This is a genomic window from Paraburkholderia humisilvae, assembly GCF_902859855.1.
Lineage (GTDB): Bacteria > Pseudomonadota > Gammaproteobacteria > Burkholderiales > Burkholderiaceae > Paraburkholderia > Paraburkholderia humisilvae.
Window position 1 is genome coordinate 43,551 of sequence record NZ_CADIKH010000006.1, and the last position, 19,882, is coordinate 63,432.

Consider the following 19,882-nt stretch of genomic DNA (forward strand, 5'->3'; position numbering starts at 1 on the left):
CTACATGGTTCGGTATCCGAACGTTTAGTGCGTCGCATTCGACGGTGCGGCGTGCTTCCATCCCGATTCCAGGATCGCACGTTCCTGCGCATCCGTGCTGTTGTCATGGCTTGCCGGACTGGCGGTATCCGCTGCGCCGGGGGCTGTGGCGGTGCCCGCGCTGTTGCTGGCGTCCGGGGTGTCTGCGCGCTGCGGCGCGCTCGTGATGCCCGGCGCGCTCGTGATGGCTGGCAGTGGGGGCGGCGGCGCGGACGCGGTCGAGTCATTCGAAACGGGCGGTGCGGTCATGCCCCAGTCGCGCGACGATGGCAGTCGCACGGTGCGCGCGCCGCCCGGCAGCGGCGACGCGGTGGCCGTATGCGGGCCGCTCGCCGATGAGGACGGCGCCGCGAGCGGCGTCCAGCCGGTCGACAGAATCGCGCGCTCCAGCAACGACTGCGCGTGAAGACTGCTTGCATCGATCGCCAGCGCTTCGGAAGCCTGCTGCTGTACGCACGCCCATGCGTGCTGGTTTGCGCATTGGTCCGCGCTTTGCAGCGCGCTGTCGCGCCGTTGTTCGCGTGCGGCGATATCTCGCTGGATCGCGCGCGCGTCGTCATTGTCCGGGGCTCGTGCGAGCGCGGCATTGGCCGCGGCCCGGGCGTCTGACAGATTGTTGTCCTGTAAGCTCGCGCGTGCGGCGCGCAGGCTGTCGGGCACATCTTTGTATTGCGGCATCACGCGTGGCTTCGGCCCAGCGGATTGCGTGTGTGCGTCGGCGACGGGCGGCGTCGGGCTGGTCTGCTGCTGCGGCGGGTAGAGCGAGATCGAACCGGCCGACGAGTTCGCGGTCTGCTCCTCGACGACGGGTTCCGGTTTGCGGTTTTCGCCGAAGAGCAGGTACGCGGCATAGCCGAGCGCGAGAATGAACCAGACGAGCAGGAGCCCTTTCGTGAAGATCCAGCGGCCGGCCGTTTGCCACAGCGGTGACGGAATTTCGAGCGGCGAAATGTGCCGGTCGTCCGGCCTCACTGGGGGCAGGTCGTTGGCCGGGAGATCGGCGGCGGGCAGCGGGGCCGGAACAGGCTGCGTCGTGGCCGGAACGGCCGGGCCAATGGCTCTCAGCGGCGTCTCCGGGCGCGCGCGCGCAATCGTGTCCAGCGGGCGATCTGTTCCGCAGTACGGACAGAAATCGACGTGCTGATAGAGCACCCCGCCACAGCGTCGGCACGGCGTGGGGAAACTCGGGTCACGAGTAATCTGAGCGGACATGCTGTCGACCCACCGTTATGGCTGGTGCCATTTCGGCATGCTCAGGATCGTCGTTGAAGCGATCGGCGAGGACTCGCGGAACTCACGATCTACATGCGCTGGAGAGCGGTCAGGCGAGAGCTGGGCGAGACCGCTGAAAGAAAATATGGGTTCTTTCCAACAGCGCGTCAATCACCGTTGTTACCTACCGCACAGATGCGTTGGCACATCACCCACTCAGAACGATTGGCAGCCGGGAATTTTTACGACGAGTGCGCATTCGCGTACGCGGTTTTTTCAATTCATAAGAAAAGCTAAACGACTGGGACGTGCAGGGTGCACGCCCAGTCGCCTGACAAGGTGCCGCGTCAATGCTTGCGCAACGGATGGTTCTGCATCAGCCACGCGAGTGCGAACGCGACGACCACGACACACGCAGCGGCGAGGTATACGGTATGGAGCGCGCCGGCAAACGCCTGAAGATAGACGTTACGCATGGCGTCGGGAAGTTGGTGAATCGCAACGGGGCCGAGCGAGTGCGGCAACTCGGCGCCCGCCGGCAGCGAGGTTTGCAATCTTGACGCGAGACCGTTCGCGAAGATCGCGCCGAACCCCGCGACGCCGACTGAACCGCCAATCGAGCGGAACAGCGTTGCACCGGATGTCGCGACACCGAGGTGCCTGAACTCGACCGAGTTTTGCACCGCGAGAATCAGCACCTGCATCACCATGCCCAGACCGCAGCCGACGAGGCCCATGTACAGGTACATCACGTGTAGCGGCGTGGACAGTTGCAGCGTGGCGAGCAGCGCCATGCCAATGCCGACGAACAGTGTGCCGAGGATCGGAAACACCCGGTACTTGCCGATCCGGCTGATCAGCCGGCCGCTGATGATCGACATCACGAGCACGCCGCCCATGATGGGCAACATCTGCATACCGGCTTCGGAAGGCGTTGAGTTCTTCACGACCTGCAGATACATCGGCAGAAAGGTGACCGAACCGAACAGCGATACGCCGACGATAAAGCCGATTGCGCTGCTTAACAGGAACGTGCGTTGGCGAAACAGTTCGAGCGGCAGGATCGGCTCGGGCGCGTGGCGCTCTTCGTAAACGAAGCCCACCACGCAGACCGCGCCGAGCACGAGCGTCATCCACAACTGTGCGGACGTCCATGGCAGCAGCCCGCCGCCTTCGCTCGTAAACAGAATGATGCAGGTGAGCGCGCCCGCGAGGAATGCGGCGCCCATATAGTCGATCGTATGCTTCACATGCGCAACGCGCGGCTTGAATACCGCGCCGATCACCGCGAACGCGATGATGCCGAGCGGCACGTTGATGTAGAAAATCCAGCGCCACGACAGATGGTCGACCAGAAAGCCGCCCAGCAGCGGCCCGATGACGGTGGCAAGGCCGAATACGCCACCGAACAGGCCCTGATAGCGGCCGCGCTCGGCAGGCGGAATAACGTCGCCGATTGCGGCCATCGTGATGACGAGCAGGCCGCCACCGCCCAGGCCCTGCAGTGCGCGCAGCAGCACGAGTTGCGTCATATTCTGCGCAATGCCGCAAAGCGCGGAGCCGATCAGGAACAACACGATTGCGGTTTGCAGCACGATCTTGCGGCCGAACAGATCGCCGAACTTGCCGTACAGCGGCACGACGATGGTCGACGTCAGCAGATAGGCGGTCACGACCCACGACAGGCTGGAGAGCCCGCCGAGATCGCCGACGATGGTCGGCAGCGCGGTCGACACGATGGTCTGGTCGAGCGCCGCGAGCAGCATGACAAGCAGCAGCGCCGGGAACAGCAGGCGGATGGGCGGGCGTTCTCCAGCGAGCTCGGCGGGAGCGGGGGGATGTGCGTCCATGTTCAGTTCCATGATGCGGGCGGGTCAGCCTCGAACGGCTGACTTGAAATTAATTAACGTGGAGATTAATATATTCCACAATGACGCGTTCGTCAAATGAGAAGGGTAATGGTAAAAGCAGCGCAGTCGGAAGGAGTACGGAAGGGCAATGTGGCGATGCGCTCACGCGCGCAGAAGGGCGCCGGTCGCCGTTCCGCTGGGCGTGCGGCGCCACGCGAGGGGGCTGTGGCATCCGCGCCTCAACTGGCGGGCGAACCTGCGCCGCCACGCCGGCCCGGCCGCCCGTCGGGTGCGGCGCGCGCACCCGAGCAGCGTGCGCGGCTGCTCGATGTTGCAATCACACTGTTTGCGCGGCAGGGCATCGTCGATACGACGCTCGGCGCGATTGCGCGCGACGCGGGCTACACGCCGGCGATGGTCCATTACTACTTCAAGACGCGCGATCAACTGATCGACGTACTGATCGACGAGCGCTTCACGCCGCTGCGCAATGCGCTAGGCAGTGCGTTTCGCGAGCATGGCGACGACCCGGTCGCGGCGATTACCGAGCTGGCGCGCCGGCTGGTTGCGATGGCCGGTGAATATCCATGGTTTCCGTCGTTGTGGGTGCGCGAGGTGATCAGTGAAGGCGGCTTGCTGAAGAAGCGCATGAGTGAGCGCTTCGGTGACACGCATCAGAAAGCCACGTTCGCGCGTATCGCGAAGTGGCAAAAAGAAGGGCGGCTCAATCCGGATCTCGAACCGTCGTTGCTGTTCGTGTCGATCCTGGGGCTCACTATTTTGCCGCTCGCCGCGTCGAATGCCTGGCGCAACGATCCCGCGCGCAGCCGGCTCACGGCCGCCGATATTGCGCGCCATGCGCTCGCATTATTGACGAACGGCGTTGGCCCTCGCTGATCAAGCCGCGGCCGCGCGCCGTCGTACAACGCCGGCACGGCCGCCGGTTCGTTTGCGTCGCATCACTCACTGCTCAACCGGCCTGTGCTCGAGCGGCGCATCGAGCGTAGCGAACGCCGCATCGCGGTACTTTGCCGACAGGACGCCCCAGCGCCTCGCCCACAGCGACGTGACAACCGGCGTCAACAGCGCGGTCACCACGACCGAGGTCGCAACCAGCGCGGTCGCAGCCGGCGCAACGGCCGCGTAACGAGGCTCGATACTCGCGATGATCTGCGGCACCGCGACCGCCGCGCCGGCCGTCGACGACGCGCCGATACCGGCTGTCCCATTGCCCTTCGCGAGGAAGATATCGGCGAGCACCAGCGTCGTGCCGGTCACGATCATCACGCAGATGCCGACCAGAATGCCGAGCAGGCCGGTGTTCAGAATCACCGCGAAATCAAGGTTGTTGCCGAGCGCGAATGCGAAGAACGGCACCATCACCGGCACGGCGGAGCCGAAGAAGCGGCGCAGTTCCGGATCGAGATTGCCGAGCAGGAAGCCGATCAGGAACGGCAGCAGCGCACCGAATAGCGTCGCGTAGGGGAAGCTCGCGAGGCCGGCGATGCCAAGCGTCACCATTGTCATGAACGGTCCCGATTCGAGCGACATCAGGCAGAACGCACCGGCTTCCTCCTTGGTTCCGTACTGCTGCATCAGCGCCATATAGAGGCCGCCGTTTGTCTCATTCATCACGCAGATCACGGTCAGCGCCGACAGCCCGGTGAAAAAGCCTGACGTGATGCCGCCCGGCGGCAGGAAGCGCGACGCGATCACGCCGGCGAGCGCCGCGGTCGCCACTTTGGTGACGACCAGCACGCCGCTTTTGCGCAGCACGACCGGCGTCGCCTTCAGGCTGATGCTTGCGCCCATGCAGAAGAACCAGACGGCGAGAATCGGCAGCGTGCCGGTGATCAACGCGTTTGAGAACGAACCGAGGTACTTGCCCGCATGCGGTGCGAACGTGTGCACGCATGCGCCGAGCAGCAGGGGGACCAGCATCAGTCCGCCTGGAATACGGTCGATGGCTTGCTTGATCTTCATGCCAGAGTGCTCCTCCACGGACGGGTCGTGCCCGATCGGTTGTTATGGGTCGCAATGCCGGCGTCGTGCGCCGGAACATGGCCGGATTGCAATTTATCATCGACGCGGAACGGCGTTCTAAAAATGTTTATATTTCACGGCCATCGTTTACACCTATGCAATCGATGTCTGTGAAATACCCATATTGCATGGGTATGCCCACGCATTTGGCATCATCGCGTGCGCGCGAACAATTTCGGACCGATGTTCCGAAAATTGTCTTTTCATGCTTTAATGCGCGGCCGACGGCGTAGGCCGCAAGCCTTCCTTTGCGGCTGGCTTGCGCGCTGATCGAACCGCGCGCAGCGATGCAAAAGCGCTATGCTCTCGAACCAGCAAAGCATCAACGGATGACGATATATGCGAGTGGCAGCAAGAAAGGTCAAAGCCGACGAGAAAGACGGCGATATCGCATTGACCGGCCGCAGTGCGGAGCTGACCGCGGATGGCGGCGGCGAGCGGGGCGAGTCGGTCGCCGCGGTGAACAAGGTGTTTGCCATTCTGCAGGCGCTCGGCGAAAACAACCAGATCGGCATCAGCGAGCTTTCGCAGCGTCTCGTGATGTCGAAGAGCACCGTGCACCGCTTCCTGCAGACGCTAAAAGCCCTTGGCTATGTCGCGCAGGAGGAAGACACCGACCGCTATCGTCTGACGATCAAGTTGTTCGAACTCGGCTCGAAGGCGCTCGAGAGCGCCGACCTCGTGCGCGAAGCGGACGTGCAGATGCGGCGCCTGTCGCAACGCACGCGCGAAGCGATTCACCTCGGCGCCTTCGATGAAAGCAGCATTGTTTATATTCACAAGATCGACGCCGACTACGACCTGCGGATGCAATCGCGCATCGGTCGTCGCAATCCGCTGTACAGCACCGCGATCGGCAAGGTGCTGCTGGCGTGGATGGAGCCCGACGAGGCACGCAACGTGCTCTCCCATGTGGTGTTCCGCAAGTCGACGCCGAAAACACTGGCGTCGGCGGACGCCGTACTGAGTATCCTGCCGCACGTCAAGGAGCAAGGGTATGGCGAGGACAACGAAGAGCAGGAAGAAGGGCTGCAATGCGTCGCGGTACCGGTGTTCGACCGTTTCGGGCGCGTGGTTGCCGGGCTTTCGATATCGTTTCCAAGCATGCGTTGCGGCGCCGATACGAAGGCTCACTATGTCGCGTTGCTGAAAGAGGCCGGACGTGCGATTTCGGCACAACTGGGCCATCACGACAGCCATTGCGCACAGGATTAAGCATTGTGCAGGGTCCGCAGCCGGTCATGCGCGCGCCTTAATGTTCGGTTATGGTGGCGTCGCCCGCGTCGCTGCGGCGCACTGCGCAGCAGCGTACACTTCCTTGCAACTCGTTGGACGCAGTTGGGTCAATGCACGGTAGATTGACATGGACCGAACGGCGAACAGCGCGCCCGCAGTCTGTGAAAGAACGTCATGTAAATCTGCAAGAGAGTGAAAGTCGTACAGTCTATCCGCTGTCGGCGCTGGCGCGGTGCAGGTGCCTGACAAGACCACGTCAGAATGCATAAACAGCTGCACAAACAGCTTTTTGGGTAACAACGTAAAAATGAACGGTGTATTAAGGCTCGATCAGGCGACGATCGTGCTTGTGGAAGACGACCCGCAGAATCGCGAGTCACTCAAGAGCTTGCTTGAATCCGAAGGCGCACATGTGGTCGCAGTGTCGGACGCGGAGGAGGGAGTCGAAGCGGCGGTGCGTGTGATGCCCGACGCGGTCGTGTGCGACATCGACTTACCCGCGATGGATGGGTTCTATCTGATCCAGCGGTTGCGCGATCACGAGATTCGTGGCGATCACGCGCCGGCGGTGGCGATCGCGATTACCGGCCATACCGACGAAGCCTACCGGCTGCGCAGCATCGGCGAAGGATTCCAGCATTTCATGACCAAGCCGGCTCGTCCGGAAACACTGGTGACGATACTGCATGACGCCATCGGCGCGCGTGCGGCGGGTTAGCGTGCCGCTGCGGTTGCGGGGCTTTGCCGTGCCGCAGTAGCGCCCGTGTGTGCGTCGTTTTACAGGGTGGCGCCCGCTGCCGGTGTCAATTGCTGGCGGCCTGCGCCGCCTGGCAGTCCGCGCATAGTCCTTTTAGTTCGATTTCTTCGCCGGCAAGACGGTAGCCGGCATGCTCGACCTGTGCGATCAGCGCTTCGCGCAATTTCGGCTGATGCAGTTCGGCGACGCTGCCGCATTGCTGGCAAACCACCAGCATGCCGTGCTGGCATTGCGTCAGATCGTGGCAAACGGTGAACGCATTGATGGATTCGACCCGGTGCACAAGGCCGGCGGACAGCAGAAAGTCCAATGCGCGATAGACGGTCGGCGGCGCCGAACCGGGATGTATCTGGCGCATCTCGTCGAGCAGCGAATACGCTTTTGTCGCGCGCCCGGATGCGAGCAGCAACTCGAGCACCTTGCGGCGCAGCGGCGTGAGCTTTTCACCGCGCTCGCGACAGTACGCGTCGGCCAGCGCGAGTGCCGCCTCCGGTGAAGCGGGATGGCGGTGTCCGGCATGCGCTCGTGCGTGAGCGGGCGAGGGTTTTTCGGCGGCCACGGAGGCCTTTGCATTTTTCATGCGCTGAATTATAAATGGCCCGCGCGCATGGATTCAGTCCAGTTTCACGTCGAAGCCACGCTGCACCGCGGGCCGCGCGAACATCGTCTGATACCAGCGCTGCACGTTCGGATAGTCGGCAAGATCGACCTTATGGCGTTCGTGGCGCCATGCCCAGCCGAGAATCGCGAAGTCGGCCACGGACAGATCGCCCGCGACATATTCGGTCTTGCCAAGACGCGTATCGAGCACCGCGTAGAGCCGCCGCGTTTCCGCGGAAAAGCGCTTGAGCCCATACTGGCGCTCGCTTTCGGACTGCAGCGCGGCGAAGTGGTGAACCTGTCCCGGCATCGGCCCGAAGCCGCCCATCTGCCACATCAGCCATTCGAGCACCGGCACCCGGTCGCGCAGGCTTTGGGGCAGAAACTTGCCGGTTTTCTCGCCGAGATAAAGCAATATCGCGCCCGATTCGAACACACTGATCGGCTGGCCATCCGGCCCTTGCGGATCGACGATCGCTGGGATCTTGTTGTTCGGGCTGATGCTCAGGAATTCCTGTTGAAACTGCTCCTTGTTGCCGATGTTGATCGGCCTGACCGTGTACGGCAGTTCCATTTCCTCGAGCGCGACACTGATTTTGCGTCCATTCGGTGTTGCCCAGGCGTAGAGCGTAATGGTCATCGGTCGTGTGTGCGGAAGTGCGCTGCGCTGCCAGCGTGCACGCGGGTGACGCGCGCGGCGCGGTGCTCAGCAATCAGGTGAGCGGGAAGTCGACGTATTTCCGGAAGCCGGAGCGCGTCGCAAGACGCAGATACCAGCGCTCGAGATTCGGCAGCGCTGGCCGTTCGACACCATCGAGTCCAAACCAGCGCTTCGCGTACGAGCCGATCACGATGTCGGCGAGCGTGAAATGCTCGCCCTCGATATGAAAGCGCCCCTGCAATTGCGCGTCGATCATTTTCCATAGCGTCGCGACTGCGTTCAGGTCGGCGGCGAGCTTCTCGGTATCGCGCTGTTCCGCGGGCGTGCGCACCACGGCGAGAAACACCGGGCGCTCGGCGGCCACCAGCATCGACAGCGTCCAGTCAAGCCAGCGATCGATGCTCGCGCGCGCCTTTGCGTCAGCGGGGTAGAGACTGCTCGATTCCCCATACTGCATCGCCAGATAGCGCAGGATGGAGTGCGATTCCCACAGCACATAGTCGCCATCGACAAGCGTCGGAATGCGGCCTGTCGGATTCATCGCCAGATACTCGGGCTCGTTGTTGCGCCCGAATTGCAGACCTGCATCGATGCGCTCGTACGGCAGCACCAGTTCGTCACAGCACCACAACACTTTCTGAACGTTGACGGAGTTGCTGCGTCCCCAGATTCTGATCACCGGCAAAGTCCTTCTGACATTACAGTTTGGCAAGCCGCACACGGGTGCGGCGTTCAACGGTTAACGATACACGAAGCCGAATCATCGTACCGACGTTCGAAGCATGCGGCGATTTGCATTGCGTACAATGAGCGGTCTCTTGCGATGCGGCACCGCCAGGGGTCAACAGGCGCCGACAGGCGCACAGGCCGATAAGCACCGCACGTGGTATCGCACGTAGCACCACCGCCCCTATCGAATCCCACTACGACGAGGCATTGCATGGCCCGCATCGTTCCCGACGACTGGAAGCATGTCGCCGCCACCGGCGCCGCGGCGCGCGAACGCGAAACGCTCGCGCTGCTCGAAGAGGCGCTGCCCGCCGGTTACACCGTGTATCACGGCGTGCACTGGACGCGCGTCAACGAAGGCTTTTCGGTGTTCGGCGAAGCGGATTTCGTGATCGTCGGACCCTCGGGGCGCGTAATGATCATCGAGCAGAAAACCGGCTTTCTGCGCGAGACGCCGAAGGGGCTCGTGAAGGCGTATCTGCAGACCGAGCGCAATGTCGCGATCGCGCTCGCGCGCACCGTCGAAGGGCTGCATCGGCGTTTTACCGCGGCGTTCGGCGCGGGCACGTATTTCATCGAAGGGCTGCTGTACTGCCCCGATCATGCGGTGAAAGATGCGGCAATCGCGGGTGTGGACCCGGCGCGTATCGTCGATGCGACGCGCAAGGAGCGGCTGGCGGCGATCATTCGCGACGCGCTGCCGGCCGATGAGCCGCGTCTGCCATGCGCGCCGAAAATTCACCATTTCCTCGCCGACGAACTGTCGCTTACACCGGACGCGAGCGCGCTGGTCGGACAGGCGGGCACACTCGTCACGCGCCTCGCCGGCGGTCTCGCAACCTGGGCGCGGCGCCTCGAGTTCACGCCGTTCCGGCTGCGCGTGATCGGCACCGCCGGCTCCGGCAAGACGCAGCTCGCGGTGCAGGTGATGAAAGACGCGGTCGCGCGCGGCGCACGGCCGCTGTACGTCTGCTTCAACCGGCCGCTTGCCGATCACATCGCGCGTGTCGCGCCGCCCGAAGCGAAGGTCGCGAACTATCACCAGCTATGCGACTGGATCGCGCGCGACAGCGGCCGCGTGCCGGATTTCGCCGCCACCGACGTGTTCGCGCAGCTCGAAACCGTGTTCGCGCAAACGCCAATCGACACACGCTGGCAATACGATGTGCTGATCGTCGACGAAGGGCAGGACTTTCGCGAGGCATGGGTGCCGGCGCTTGAACGCGTGCTGCGGCCGGGCGGCGCGTGGTGGTGGCTCGAAGATCCGTTGCAGAACCTGTATATGCGCGAGCCGGTCGCGCTGCCGGGCTGGACGGTGCTGAAGGAATCGACGAACTACCGCAGTCCGCGCGATATCCTCGACTATCTGCGCGACGTGGTCGGCGCATCGGTGCCGCTTGCGGCGGGGCTTGCGGCTGCGAGTCCGTTCGACGGGTCCGACATTGCGCTATCGACCTACGATGAAGCGGAAGCCGCCGACAGTTGCGTCGATGCGACCAAGCGTGCAATCACGCAGGCGCTGTCGCTCGGTTTTCGCAAGCAGGACATCGTGGTGCTGTCGTTTCGCGGGCGCGAAGGCTCGGTGCTCGCCGCGCTCGACCAGTTGGGTCCGCACCGGCTGCGCAGTTTCACCGGCAAATACGATCTGTTCGGCAGCCCCGAGTACCGCGACGGCGATGTGCTGCTCGAATCGATCTACCGCTTCAAGGGCCAGTCCGCGCCGTGCGTGATTCTGACCGAAGTCGATTTCGATTCCTTCGACGAACGCAGCGCGCGCAAGCTGTTCGTCGGTGCGACACGCGCGACGATGAAGCTGATTGTCGTCGCGTCGCAACGCGCGGCGCAACATCTGCAGCTGGGTGAGGCGATCGAACCGGCTCATGGCGCGCAGTGAACGAAGCCGCGCCTGTTTGAACGAACCCGGGCGCGGCTGGCAGCCCGCGCGCCGGGGGCATCAGAGCGGAAATGGCGTCAACGTCAGCGCACCAACGTCAGCGCCAGCGCGACGCGCTCACCAGCGTGCCGGTACGCGTTGCGGCATCCCACCAGATCACGCGCAGCAGCGGGGCTGCCTGCGCAATGCGCAGCGCCTGTACCGGATCGCTTTCGATAAAGTGCGTGACGCCGCAGCGCATCGCGGCGGCCGCCTTATGAGCGGCGGCGCCCGCTGGCGTTTCGTCGTGCAGGTCGGGCACACGCATTACCAGTTCGAGGTGGCCGAAGCCGTGCCGCCCGAGCCATGCGCGGGTGCGTTCGAGGTCCGTCTGAGGCCTGCCGGTGATCACCGCGCGCACATGCTCCAGGTCGATGCCCGGCAGCACGTCGAACGGCTGCAGCGCGTCGCGTTCGGTGAGCGCCGCGGATAGGTCCGCATCGTAGCGGGTGAGCGGCACGTCCGGCAGCAGAATACCGTCGAGGTCGATCGCGTAGCTCGCGTATTCGTGGTCCTCCGCCATCGCGCTCGCTTCGCCGGCTTCGACTTCCAGCCAGTCTTCGCGGTAGCCTTCCGTGTACGCTTGGCGTTCCCATGGAAATAGCGCGAAGTAGCCGGTCGCGTCATTGGCGAAGTCGGGGCGGATGCGGCTCAGTTCATCGAACGCGCCGGTCAGCGTCTTCACGACCAGTCCATGCTGCTCGAGAAACGCGATGCAGTCGACCAGCGTGAAGCCGCGGCCCGCAATGTCTTCGCACAACAGCACTTTCGAACCCAGCGACGGCAACGGCAACGACGAATCCCATGTTACGTGCCGGGCGCGGCGGTCGTAGCTGAGGAACGCGACCGGCACGCCGATGCTGTGCGAAGCCATCAATGCGAGCGGCGCGCCGCCGCGCAGAACGCCGATCGCGGCCGAAAATTCTTCTGCCAGCAAGGTCGGTTGCAGCGATTCGATCCAGTGGTCGAGCTGTTCGTAAGTGAGCGGAAGAACGGGCTTTTTCATGGCTGGCGTTCGTTTGCGTTCAATGGCGCGGTTGGGGTCCAGGGGCGCGAATGGATGCCTAAAGGGGGCCGGTGTGTCGATACGCGTAGGCGCCGCGCTAGCGGGACGGCTTTTTCGGGATGGAGGCGATATTATGCATGCGGTTCACCGAAAGCGTGCTTCGAGCTGCGGATGCGCGCGGTGAACCACGACAAACAACGGAAAAGAAAAGGCCAGACCATGCGGGAATCACACGGGATAGCGCGGCATGTGCGCCGCACGATAGGCACCGCCCCCTACGGGCTTACGATCGCCATGCTCGCATGCTGCGCGGCAGCAGCGCAGGCGACGCCGATGTCGCTCGACGTCTCCGGCAAGATCGCCCGCACGACGGACTCCGAACACCGGGTGTTCCACTTTTCGGAAGCGCAGATTCTTGCGCTGCCGGCGCATTCGATTTCGACGTCAACGTCATGGACGCCGAAATCGCCCTTCTCGGGCCCGTTGCTCGCGGATATTCTGAAGACGGTAGGCGCTTACGGCGATCGCATCGAACTGCATACCTACGATGACTACACGTACACGGTGCCGGTATCCGATACCGACCGCTATGGCGTGATCGTCGCATACAGCATGAACGGCAAGCGGCTGAAGATCAGCGATTTCGGGCCGCTCTTTCTGATCTATCCGCGCGACGCGTACCCGGCGGAACTGACCGGCGCAACGGCGGATGCGAAATTCGTATGGCAGATCAAGGCTCTGATCGTCAAGTGACGGGGCGGCGATCCGCGGGGTGGCCGTCCGTCGGGCAGCCATCCGCGGATCGGTCCGCGACGCCGCAGCCCGGCGTGCGTCGCTTGCCGCATGCGTGGCGGCGTCGTCTCGTGTACGCGCTGATCTGGTTGACCGCGCTCGCCGCGCCGACCGCGGCGATCGGCTACCTGCTGTATTCGGCGCTGCTCAACCCGCGCGTGACGGAGCGCGCCGCGGCCTATGACGGCTTCTACTGGGACGCGGCGCAACTGCAGATTGCCTACGCGCGGCTCGAGAGCCAGTTGCTGCAGTACGAAACGGGCGTCGACGGCAACTATGCGCAACTGCGGCTGCAGTATCACCTGCTGCAGTCGAAGCTGCGCGTGATGGCCGGTTCGACGCGCCAACTCGCCGCACAGGCGGCGCTCGCCGAGCAGCAGCAGCGCGAAATCCAGAAGCTGACCGACATGCTCGATACGCTCGAGCCGACGCTCGAAGCGTTGCCGCGCGACCCGATGCGCGCGGACAAGATCGTGCTGGAGTTGCGCCGCCACTGGGAAGAACTCAATGACCTCGCGCTGAGCCGCCGCGTCTCCGAGGTCGCGGACCGGGCGGCGCTGAGCACGGATTTCATCGCGAAGCGGCGCTTGCTGTTCGTCGCCGGTATCGTGCTGCTGATGCTGTCGGCGGCGGCGAGCGTGCAGCTGGTCGTGAACGCGCGGCGCCGCACCAAGCTGATCAGACAGCAGCGCGCAGCGCTCGATGCCGAGCACGAGGCGACCCGGGCGGCACGCGAAGCGAGTCTCGCCAAGGACGCATTCCTCGGCATGATCAGCCATGAATTGCGCACGCCGCTGCACGCGATCGTGTCGTCGATCGAACTGCTCGGCTTCAATTTCCATTCCGACGCCGATCGCAAGGTGATCCGGCGCCTCGAGACCGCCGCGCGCCAGCTCGAAACCCAGATGAAGGACCTGACCGACTACGCGCGTCTCGGCGCGGGCAAGCTCGAATTGCGGCACGAGCAGTTCGATCCGCGCGAGCTGCTCGCGTCGGTGGTCGATGAAAGCGAACCGGCCGCGAAGGCGCGTGGTCTGGCGTTCGAGAGCAGCGCGAGCGGCGTGGCCGGTCTCGTCGAATCGGACCCGCATCGAATCCGGCAGATTGTCACCAATCTGGTGACGAATGCGATCCGCTATACCGAGAAAGGAACGGTGACGCTGCGCTTCGAGCAGCGTGTGGATGCGCTGGTGGTTGAGGTCGGCGATACCGGGCCGGGCGTGCCGGCTGACCAGATTCCGTTGATTTTCAAGGAATTCACGCGGCTCGACGAGTCGCGCGCGCGGCGCTTCGACGGCGCGGGCATGGGGCTCGCGATTGTGCAGGGTCTTGTCGATCTGTTCGGCGGCGAGATCGCGGTGGACAGCCGGGTCGGCGAGGGCACGACATTCACTGTGACGATTCCGGTCAAGCCGGTCGAGCTGCCGATGGCGGCGCGCGTGGCCGCCTATGCGCAGCGGCGCGGCGCGCGACCGCGCGTGCTGGTTGTCGACGACAATGAACTGGTGCGCGAGTCGCTATGCGAGATGGTCGAGCATATGGGTTGCGACGGCGCGGCGGTCGGCAGCGCGGACGCCGCGCTCGAATGGCTGGCGACGCGGCACTGCGAGCTGATCCTGCTCGATCTGCAGATGCCGGACAAGGACGGCTACGCGTTTATCAGCGAGTTTGCCGCGCGCGATGCGCGTGCGCGCAGCGTGCGCGTGATTGCGGTAACCGCTTACGCGCCCGAAGGACAGCTGCCGCAGACGCACGACGCCGCGCGTCTTTTCTTCGACTGTTTGACGAAACCAGTGCGCTACGATGTGCTGCAGGCCGCCGTGCAGCACGCGCTGAGCGGGCAGGGCGGCGCCGCGGCGGTCGCGTGACGGCGCGTCGGCGATAGGCGCTATAAGCGCCGCAGCCGCTTCGACAGGTCGGCCACGAGGATCGCCATGCGCGCGGGCTTTTCATAGCATGCGACATCGAAGGTGCGCATCATCTCGCTGATTTCCGATTCGCTTGCCTTGCCGGTCAACAGTTCGCCGGTCAGCACGAAAATCGGTGCGTCCGGGTTTTCGGACGCGCGTACCGCACGAATGGCCTGCGCGGACGTCTGGTTGCCGAACAGCCAGTCGATCACCACGCCGTCGAATACCTGCGTCTGCAACGACTCGTTGAACGCCGCGAGACCGTAGATCGCGACGGCCGCGAAGCCGCTGCGTTCCAGGTAATCGCGCAGATTGTCGGCGGATGCATGGTCGTCGTCGACGACTGCGATCAAGGACTTGTCGTTTTCCGCGCGGCGCGGGTAGATCTCGATCTTGTGCACCTCGAACGCGTTCTGGTAGAGCGCGCCGTCGCAGCGCACGACGCGCCACTGGTCGTGCTTGACCCACGCGATGAACTCGGGCCGGCTGCCGGGCTCGATCGGCGCGCCGACCCACGCGGTGCACGCGAGTTCGAGCGGGCCGACGGAGAACGTCGCTTCCTGCGCGGTGGCGCCGACCATGCCAGGGTCGAGCGTCTGCGCGCCGAACAGCTGCGCGGCGGGTTCGCCGAACACTTCGGCGACTTTGCGGATTTGCGACAACGTCCACGGACTGTTGCCGCGCAATTTGCGGTGGCCTTGCGAAAAGCTCAGATCCAGAATGCGGCACAACTCACTGGTTTGCTGGCGCTTTGCGATGCCGTGCCGGCTCATCAGCTCGCGCACACGTTCTGCGACTGCGACGGAGTCCGGGGATTGGGCGTCGTTGGGCATGCTGGATGTTTGTTCAGTCGTTGAGTTATTCGTTTGGCATTGGCGCCTGACGCGTATTCTACCGAGGAAGTGGATGCGAATTGCATCAGGATGACTACTGGATTGACGCGGGACGCATTACGCGGGTGAGTACGTAGCGTTTGCTTCACTTCGATGTGTCTGTTTCGGCGGGGCTCATCGGGGTGCGGTCATTCCGGTGCGCTCATTGGGGGGACTCATTTGGGTGCAATATCGCGGCGCACGCGCATGATGTGCTGCTCGACGTAAAAGGCCGCCGCGTCGCCCTCGCCGTTGACGATCGCCTCGTAGATCAGCCGGTGTTCGGACACATAGAGGCGAATGCGGCTGATGTCGTAGATCGCGTCGTCCTTGAGCCGCTTCCACAGCGGCTGGTTCATCGCCTTCGCGACTTCGTCGGCGATTTTCACGAACAGCGCGTCGCCGGTCATCACCGCGAGCTGGCGGTGAAACAGCCGGTCGCTATCGTTCCACAGTGCACGCTGCGCGGCGTCGTTCACGTCGGTGATCGAATCCATCTGCGCGAGGTAGTGCTCCGCGATCTCGTCACGTTGCGCATGCGTGGCCGCGCGCCGCGCGATCGCCGGTTCGAGCACAGCGCGCACATCGAGGGCGGAGGTCGGGCTGAAGTCGGCATCGGACGGCCCAGCGCCGCCAGCCGGCGCGGTCGCGAGCCGGTGCAGCGCGTCCCCGCACACGTAGGTGCCGGAGTTGCGCCGCGTGACCACGAGGCCTTCGTTTTGCAGCGCGCCGATCGCCTCGCGTACCGCGGGCCGCCCGACGCCGAAGCGCGCGGCCAGCTCGCGCTCCGACGGCAGGCGCGACTCGGGTGAGAACTGACCGGTGCGGATGTCGATACGCATCCGCTCGGCGACCTGCTCGTAGATCTGTTTGGGTCGGAACGGGTTGTCCGGCGGCAGCAATGTCATGACCGAATGCGCGGCGGATGACTGATCAGAAATCCGACCAGTTTGGCTGCGGTATTTTTGAAATTGGTTGAAATAGAACCAACGCTGGTCTACATTCTGCACCAGTATAGAACAGGTTGAGTTGGAGACAACAATGGTCTGCATAAAGGATCATTCGTCGGCGTTGCCAAAAGCAATGCAGGGAGCCGGAGGGTCATGAAACTGAACCGCGTGATCAGCACGGTCGAAGTGCACACGGCTGGCGAGCCTTTTCGGATCGTCACCAGCGGGCTGCCGAAAATTCCGGGGAAAACCATCGTTGAGCGGCGGATGTGGCTCAAGGAGCATGCGGACCATTTGCGTCGGGCATTGATTTTCGAGCCGCGCGGGCATGCCGATATGTACGGTGGGTATCTGACCGATCCGGTTAGCGAAGGTGCGGACTTCGGCATCATCTTTGTCCACAACGAGGGGTATAGCGACCATTGCGGCCATGGCGTGATTGCGCTTGCGACCGCGGCGGTGTCGCTTGGCTGGGTCGAGCGGACGGAGCCGGAAACGCGGGTGGGCATCGATGCGCCTTGTGGGTTTATCGAAGCGTTCGTTAAATGGGACAGCACGCATGCGGGTAGCGTGCGGTTTGTGAATGTGCCGTCGTTTATCTGGGCCCGTGATGTAACGGTGCGTACGCCTGGCTTCGGTGATGTGCGTGGCGATATCGCGTTTGGCGGGGCGTTTTATTTCTATACGTCGGGAGTCCCGTTTGAGCTGGCGGTGCGGGAGTCGGAGATCGAGCGGTTGATCCGCTTCGGCGCGGAAGTGAAGCGCGCGGCAAATGACGCGTTCAAGGTGCAGCATCCGCTCATTCCGGAAATCAATCACGTGTATGGGACGATTGTCGATAACGTGCCACGCCATCCGGGGTCGACGCAGGCCAATTGCTGCGTTTTCGCGGATCGCGAGGTCGACCGGTCGCCGACCGGGTCGGGCACCGCGGGGCGTGTCGCACAGCTTTATCTGCGCGGGCAGTTGAAGGAAGGGGAGACGCTTGTCAATGAATCGGTGATCGGGACGATTTTTCGCGGGCGCGTGTTGCGGGAGACAAAACTCGATCGGTTCGATGCGGTGATTCCGGAGATTGAAGGCGAGGCGTTCATCTGCGGGTTTGCGAACTGGATTGTGGACGAGCGGGATCCGTTGGCGTATGGGTTTTTGGTGCGGTGATGAGCGCTGACTGGCGTCGCGCGTGGTGTTTGTTACTAGTCAAACAACTGTCGATCTGACTCGACTCCGACGGAGACTTTATCGATATGTCGCACAGCCCGGCCATGCTACTTTTCGATGTTGCCGAGACGGCCCGGCTTACGCCTTATCCGGAGCTTGTCGATGCGCTGGCGACTGCGGTGGTCGACTATACGGAAGGGCGCATCGCGAGCCCCGAGCGGCTGGTTGTGCCGCTGAACGACGGCGGTGTGCTGTTGTCGATGCCGGCGACTGCGCCTGATCTCGCGATTCACAAGCTGGTGAATGTGTGTCCGCGCAATCGTGAGCGTGGTTTGCCCACCATTCATGGTCAGGTGATGGCGATCGAGCCGGATACCGGCGAGACGCTATTCATGCTCGACGGCCCGACGGTGACCGGCCGCCGCACCGCTGCGATGACGATGCTCGGCGTGCGTACGTTAAGCCGCGCGGCGCCGCGCGATGTGCTGCTGATCGGCACGGGAACGCAAGCGGTGAATCATCTGGAGGCGCTCGGCGAGTTGTATCCGGATGCGCTAGTGCGTGTGCGTGGCAGCGCGCCGGCGCGTGCGCAGGCGTTCTGCGCACAACATGCGGCGAAGGTGAGGCGGTTGCAGCCGCTCGATGGCGGCGAGGCGGTGCCCGATTCGGTGGACCTCGTAATCACGCTGACCACGAGCCGTACGCCCGTTTATGACGAAGCGCCGCGAACAGGGCGGCTTGTGGTCGGTGTTGGGGCGTTCAAGCCGGATATGGCGGAGATCGGCGCGCGGACTTTGCACGGAAGTGCGGTGTTTGTTGATGATCCGGCGGGGGCGAAACATGAAGCGGGGGATTTGATTCAGGCGGGGGTGGATTGGGAGAAGGTGGCGGGGATCGCCGCCGCTGTCTACGACGACAGCAAGGCGCGGCTGTTTAAGACTGTAGGCTGTGCCGCTTGGGATCTGGCGACCTGTCGACTAGCGCGCGATTTGCATCATCGACGCTAACAATGATCGTACGCGGCTACACGCCAGGACAATGAACGGTATTGGCATCGATCAAGGCGCACGTTATACGAATATCTCTCCGGAACTGGATAAGCGGCGGATATTGGATAACCAGGGTTGCGGACCACTTCCCTCATCGAATTGCGCAGCACCCGATTGACTGGTTGTACGGCGAGGACTCTCATTCGATTCATTTCGCGAAGTCTCGGTTTGGGTCGTCGCGTTCCGGGTGCTTCTCGATCTGGTTCCCTGTGTGCTCGTCTCCGACGAGGATTGACTGGATACGGCAGAGTTCCTGGGCAACGACGAACTATCTCGAACGGCATCGTCGTCGACTACGGACGGATCGGGAAGGTTGCGGCGTCGAATGCTGCCTTGCCGGTGCAATGTTGCATCGCGACGGCGCCCGCCGAAATGTGTTGCAACCTCATCATCGAACATCCTGATTCGCTGGACGGCAACTTGTTCAGCCCTGTGTACCTCATGCGCGGCGAAGCGCATCGTATGATAGACGTCACCTATAACCGAGAATGTCCCCCAGATCCCGGCCAACGCTCCTAACGTTCCGAGCGCTTTCTGTGCCTTGGGGTTTTCTGCAAATGCTGCCCCGGTATTCATGGCGACCGATGTAGTCGTGGCTGCGGCGGTAACAACTCGCCCCGTTTCGGTGGCTGCCTTAGTGGATGCGGCGCCTACGGCTTCCGTTGTCACTCTCCGGGTGAACGCAAACATTCCAAGCAGAAACTCTCCGAACTGTTTTCCACTCGGATCGACCTTATTGATCGGATCACTACCGCAGTACGTATACGCATTGATTCCCCCCACTCCGAACGGACTTTCGTTGTCGGGGCACGTGAAGCGCATCAAGGTCGGGTTATAGGCGCGATATCCGTTTCCGAGGTGGGTGAAACCACACAACGGGTCGCGCCGTTCACCGTTAAAACCCGGCAAGGGAACCTCGTCGATAGAGGTCGATGGAGCGCTGCCGAACGGAGAATAAGCAATGTCTTGCGACGTCCCGCCTGATATCGCTAGCAGCAAGCTTTCGGATCGGTCGGTGCCGGTTAGGTACGAGGTCATGGCCGTTCTCCGCTCGGTAGTCGATGCACTGTCCAAGTTTGCCG

18 protein-coding genes are annotated in these 19,882 nt (G+C 63.2%); 8 read left to right on the plus strand and 10 right to left on the minus strand.

The features are described from left to right. Positions 1-24: 24 nt before the first annotated feature. Both HV796_RS07520 and HV796_RS07525 read right to left on the minus strand, forming a co-directional pair. Positions 25-1,251 (minus strand): zinc ribbon domain-containing protein, encoded by a 1,227-nt coding sequence (locus HV796_RS07520; protein WP_175225845.1) that lies wholly within the window; start codon positions 1,249-1,251, stop codon positions 25-27. A 347-nt stretch (positions 1,252-1,598) separates the two neighbouring features. Beyond that, positions 1,599-3,101 carry an MDR family MFS transporter gene (locus tag HV796_RS07525; RefSeq protein WP_175225846.1) on the minus strand — a complete coding sequence of 501 codons (1,503 nt, stop codon included), beginning with the start codon at positions 3,099-3,101 and terminating at the stop codon, positions 1,599-1,601. A 225-nt stretch (positions 3,102-3,326) separates the two neighbouring features. Here HV796_RS07525 and HV796_RS07530 point away from each other — a divergent pair, with 225 nt between their 5' ends. Further along, the gene (locus HV796_RS07530; RefSeq protein ID WP_377756710.1) at positions 3,327-3,998 is read left to right on the plus strand and encodes a TetR/AcrR family transcriptional regulator; all 672 of its coding nucleotides are present in this window, start codon (positions 3,327-3,329) and stop codon (positions 3,996-3,998) included. 66 nt (positions 3,999-4,064) lie between these two features. Here HV796_RS07530 and kdgT read toward each other — a convergent pair whose 3' ends face one another. After that, on the minus strand, positions 4,065-5,084 hold the full coding sequence (gene kdgT / locus HV796_RS07535) for a 2-keto-3-deoxygluconate transporter (protein ID WP_175225847.1): 1,020 nt from the start codon (positions 5,082-5,084) through the stop codon (positions 4,065-4,067). Between the two features lie 399 nt (positions 5,085-5,483). On the opposite strand from kdgT, the gene kdgR reads away from it, so the two are divergent. Then, on the plus strand, positions 5,484-6,359 hold the full coding sequence (gene kdgR, locus HV796_RS07540; RefSeq protein WP_175225848.1) for a DNA-binding transcriptional regulator KdgR: 876 nt from the start codon (positions 5,484-5,486) through the stop codon (positions 6,357-6,359). 328 nt (positions 6,360-6,687) lie between these two features. Beyond that, positions 6,688-7,098, plus strand: a complete 411-nt coding sequence (locus HV796_RS07545) for a response regulator (RefSeq protein ID WP_134193475.1) — start codon at positions 6,688-6,690, stop codon at positions 7,096-7,098. 85 nt (positions 7,099-7,183) lie between these two features. On the opposite strand, the gene HV796_RS07550 is transcribed toward HV796_RS07545, so the two are convergent. The 3 genes from HV796_RS07550 to HV796_RS07560 all read right to left on the minus strand — a co-directional run bounded on the left by HV796_RS07550 (position 7,184) and on the right by HV796_RS07560 (position 9,077). After that, positions 7,184-7,717 carry a Fur family transcriptional regulator gene (locus HV796_RS07550; protein WP_175225849.1) on the minus strand — a complete coding sequence of 178 codons (534 nt, stop codon included), beginning with the start codon at positions 7,715-7,717 and terminating at the stop codon, positions 7,184-7,186. Positions 7,718-7,750: 33 nt separating this feature from the next. Continuing rightward, complete coding sequence (locus HV796_RS07555; RefSeq protein WP_175225850.1) at positions 7,751-8,377, minus strand: glutathione S-transferase family protein; 627 nt, start codon at positions 8,375-8,377, stop codon at positions 7,751-7,753. Between the two features lie 73 nt (positions 8,378-8,450). Further along, entirely contained in the window at positions 8,451-9,077 is a 627-nt protein-coding gene (locus HV796_RS07560; protein WP_175225851.1) for a glutathione S-transferase family protein, read from the minus strand. A gap of 261 nt (positions 9,078-9,338) precedes the next feature. Between HV796_RS07560 and HV796_RS07565 the strand changes: the two genes are divergently transcribed. Then, a complete protein-coding gene (locus tag HV796_RS07565) occupies positions 9,339-11,021 on the plus strand; it encodes an ATP-binding domain-containing protein (protein ID WP_175225852.1) in 1,683 nt (560 codons plus the stop codon). A gap of 97 nt (positions 11,022-11,118) precedes the next feature. Here HV796_RS07565 and HV796_RS07570 read toward each other — a convergent pair whose 3' ends face one another. Then, entirely contained in the window at positions 11,119-12,066 is a 948-nt protein-coding gene (locus HV796_RS07570) for a phosphoribosyltransferase (protein ID WP_175225853.1), read from the minus strand. A 294-nt stretch (positions 12,067-12,360) separates the two neighbouring features. On the opposite strand from HV796_RS07570, the gene HV796_RS07575 reads away from it, so the two are divergent. Both HV796_RS07575 and HV796_RS07580 read left to right on the plus strand, forming a co-directional pair. Further along, positions 12,361-12,819: a putative pterin-binding protein gene (locus HV796_RS07575; RefSeq protein WP_246355763.1), complete on the plus strand. Its 459-nt coding sequence runs from the start codon at positions 12,361-12,363 to the stop codon at positions 12,817-12,819. After that, positions 12,789-14,726, plus strand: coding sequence for an ATP-binding response regulator (locus tag HV796_RS07580; protein ID WP_175225855.1), 1,938 nt, complete (start codon positions 12,789-12,791; stop codon positions 14,724-14,726). The genes HV796_RS07575 and HV796_RS07580 overlap by 31 nt, the downstream gene beginning before the upstream one ends. Before the next feature lie 20 nt (positions 14,727-14,746). On the opposite strand, the gene HV796_RS07585 is transcribed toward HV796_RS07580, so the two are convergent. Both HV796_RS07585 and HV796_RS07590 read right to left on the minus strand, forming a co-directional pair. Beyond that, complete coding sequence (locus tag HV796_RS07585; protein WP_175225856.1) at positions 14,747-15,601, minus strand: helix-turn-helix domain-containing protein; 855 nt, start codon at positions 15,599-15,601, stop codon at positions 14,747-14,749. Between the two features lie 215 nt (positions 15,602-15,816). Further along, positions 15,817-16,548: a FadR/GntR family transcriptional regulator gene (locus HV796_RS07590; protein ID WP_175225857.1), complete on the minus strand. Its 732-nt coding sequence runs from the start codon at positions 16,546-16,548 to the stop codon at positions 15,817-15,819. A gap of 195 nt (positions 16,549-16,743) precedes the next feature. Between HV796_RS07590 and lhpH the strand changes: the two genes are divergently transcribed. Together lhpH and lhpI are read left to right on the plus strand one after the other, a co-directional pair. Beyond that, positions 16,744-17,751, plus strand: coding sequence for a trans-3-hydroxy-L-proline dehydratase (gene lhpH, locus HV796_RS07595; RefSeq protein WP_175225858.1), 1,008 nt, complete (start codon positions 16,744-16,746; stop codon positions 17,749-17,751). Positions 17,752-17,837: 86 nt separating this feature from the next. Continuing rightward, the gene (gene lhpI, locus HV796_RS07600; protein ID WP_175225859.1) at positions 17,838-18,758 is read left to right on the plus strand and encodes a bifunctional Delta(1)-pyrroline-2-carboxylate/Delta(1)-piperideine-2-carboxylate reductase; all 921 of its coding nucleotides are present in this window, start codon (positions 17,838-17,840) and stop codon (positions 18,756-18,758) included. 63 nt (positions 18,759-18,821) lie between these two features. Here lhpI and HV796_RS07605 read toward each other — a convergent pair whose 3' ends face one another. Further along, positions 18,822-19,838 carry an RHS repeat-associated core domain-containing protein gene (locus HV796_RS07605; RefSeq protein ID WP_175225860.1) on the minus strand — a complete coding sequence of 339 codons (1,017 nt, stop codon included), beginning with the start codon at positions 19,836-19,838 and terminating at the stop codon, positions 18,822-18,824. Positions 19,839-19,882 lie beyond the last annotated feature (44 nt).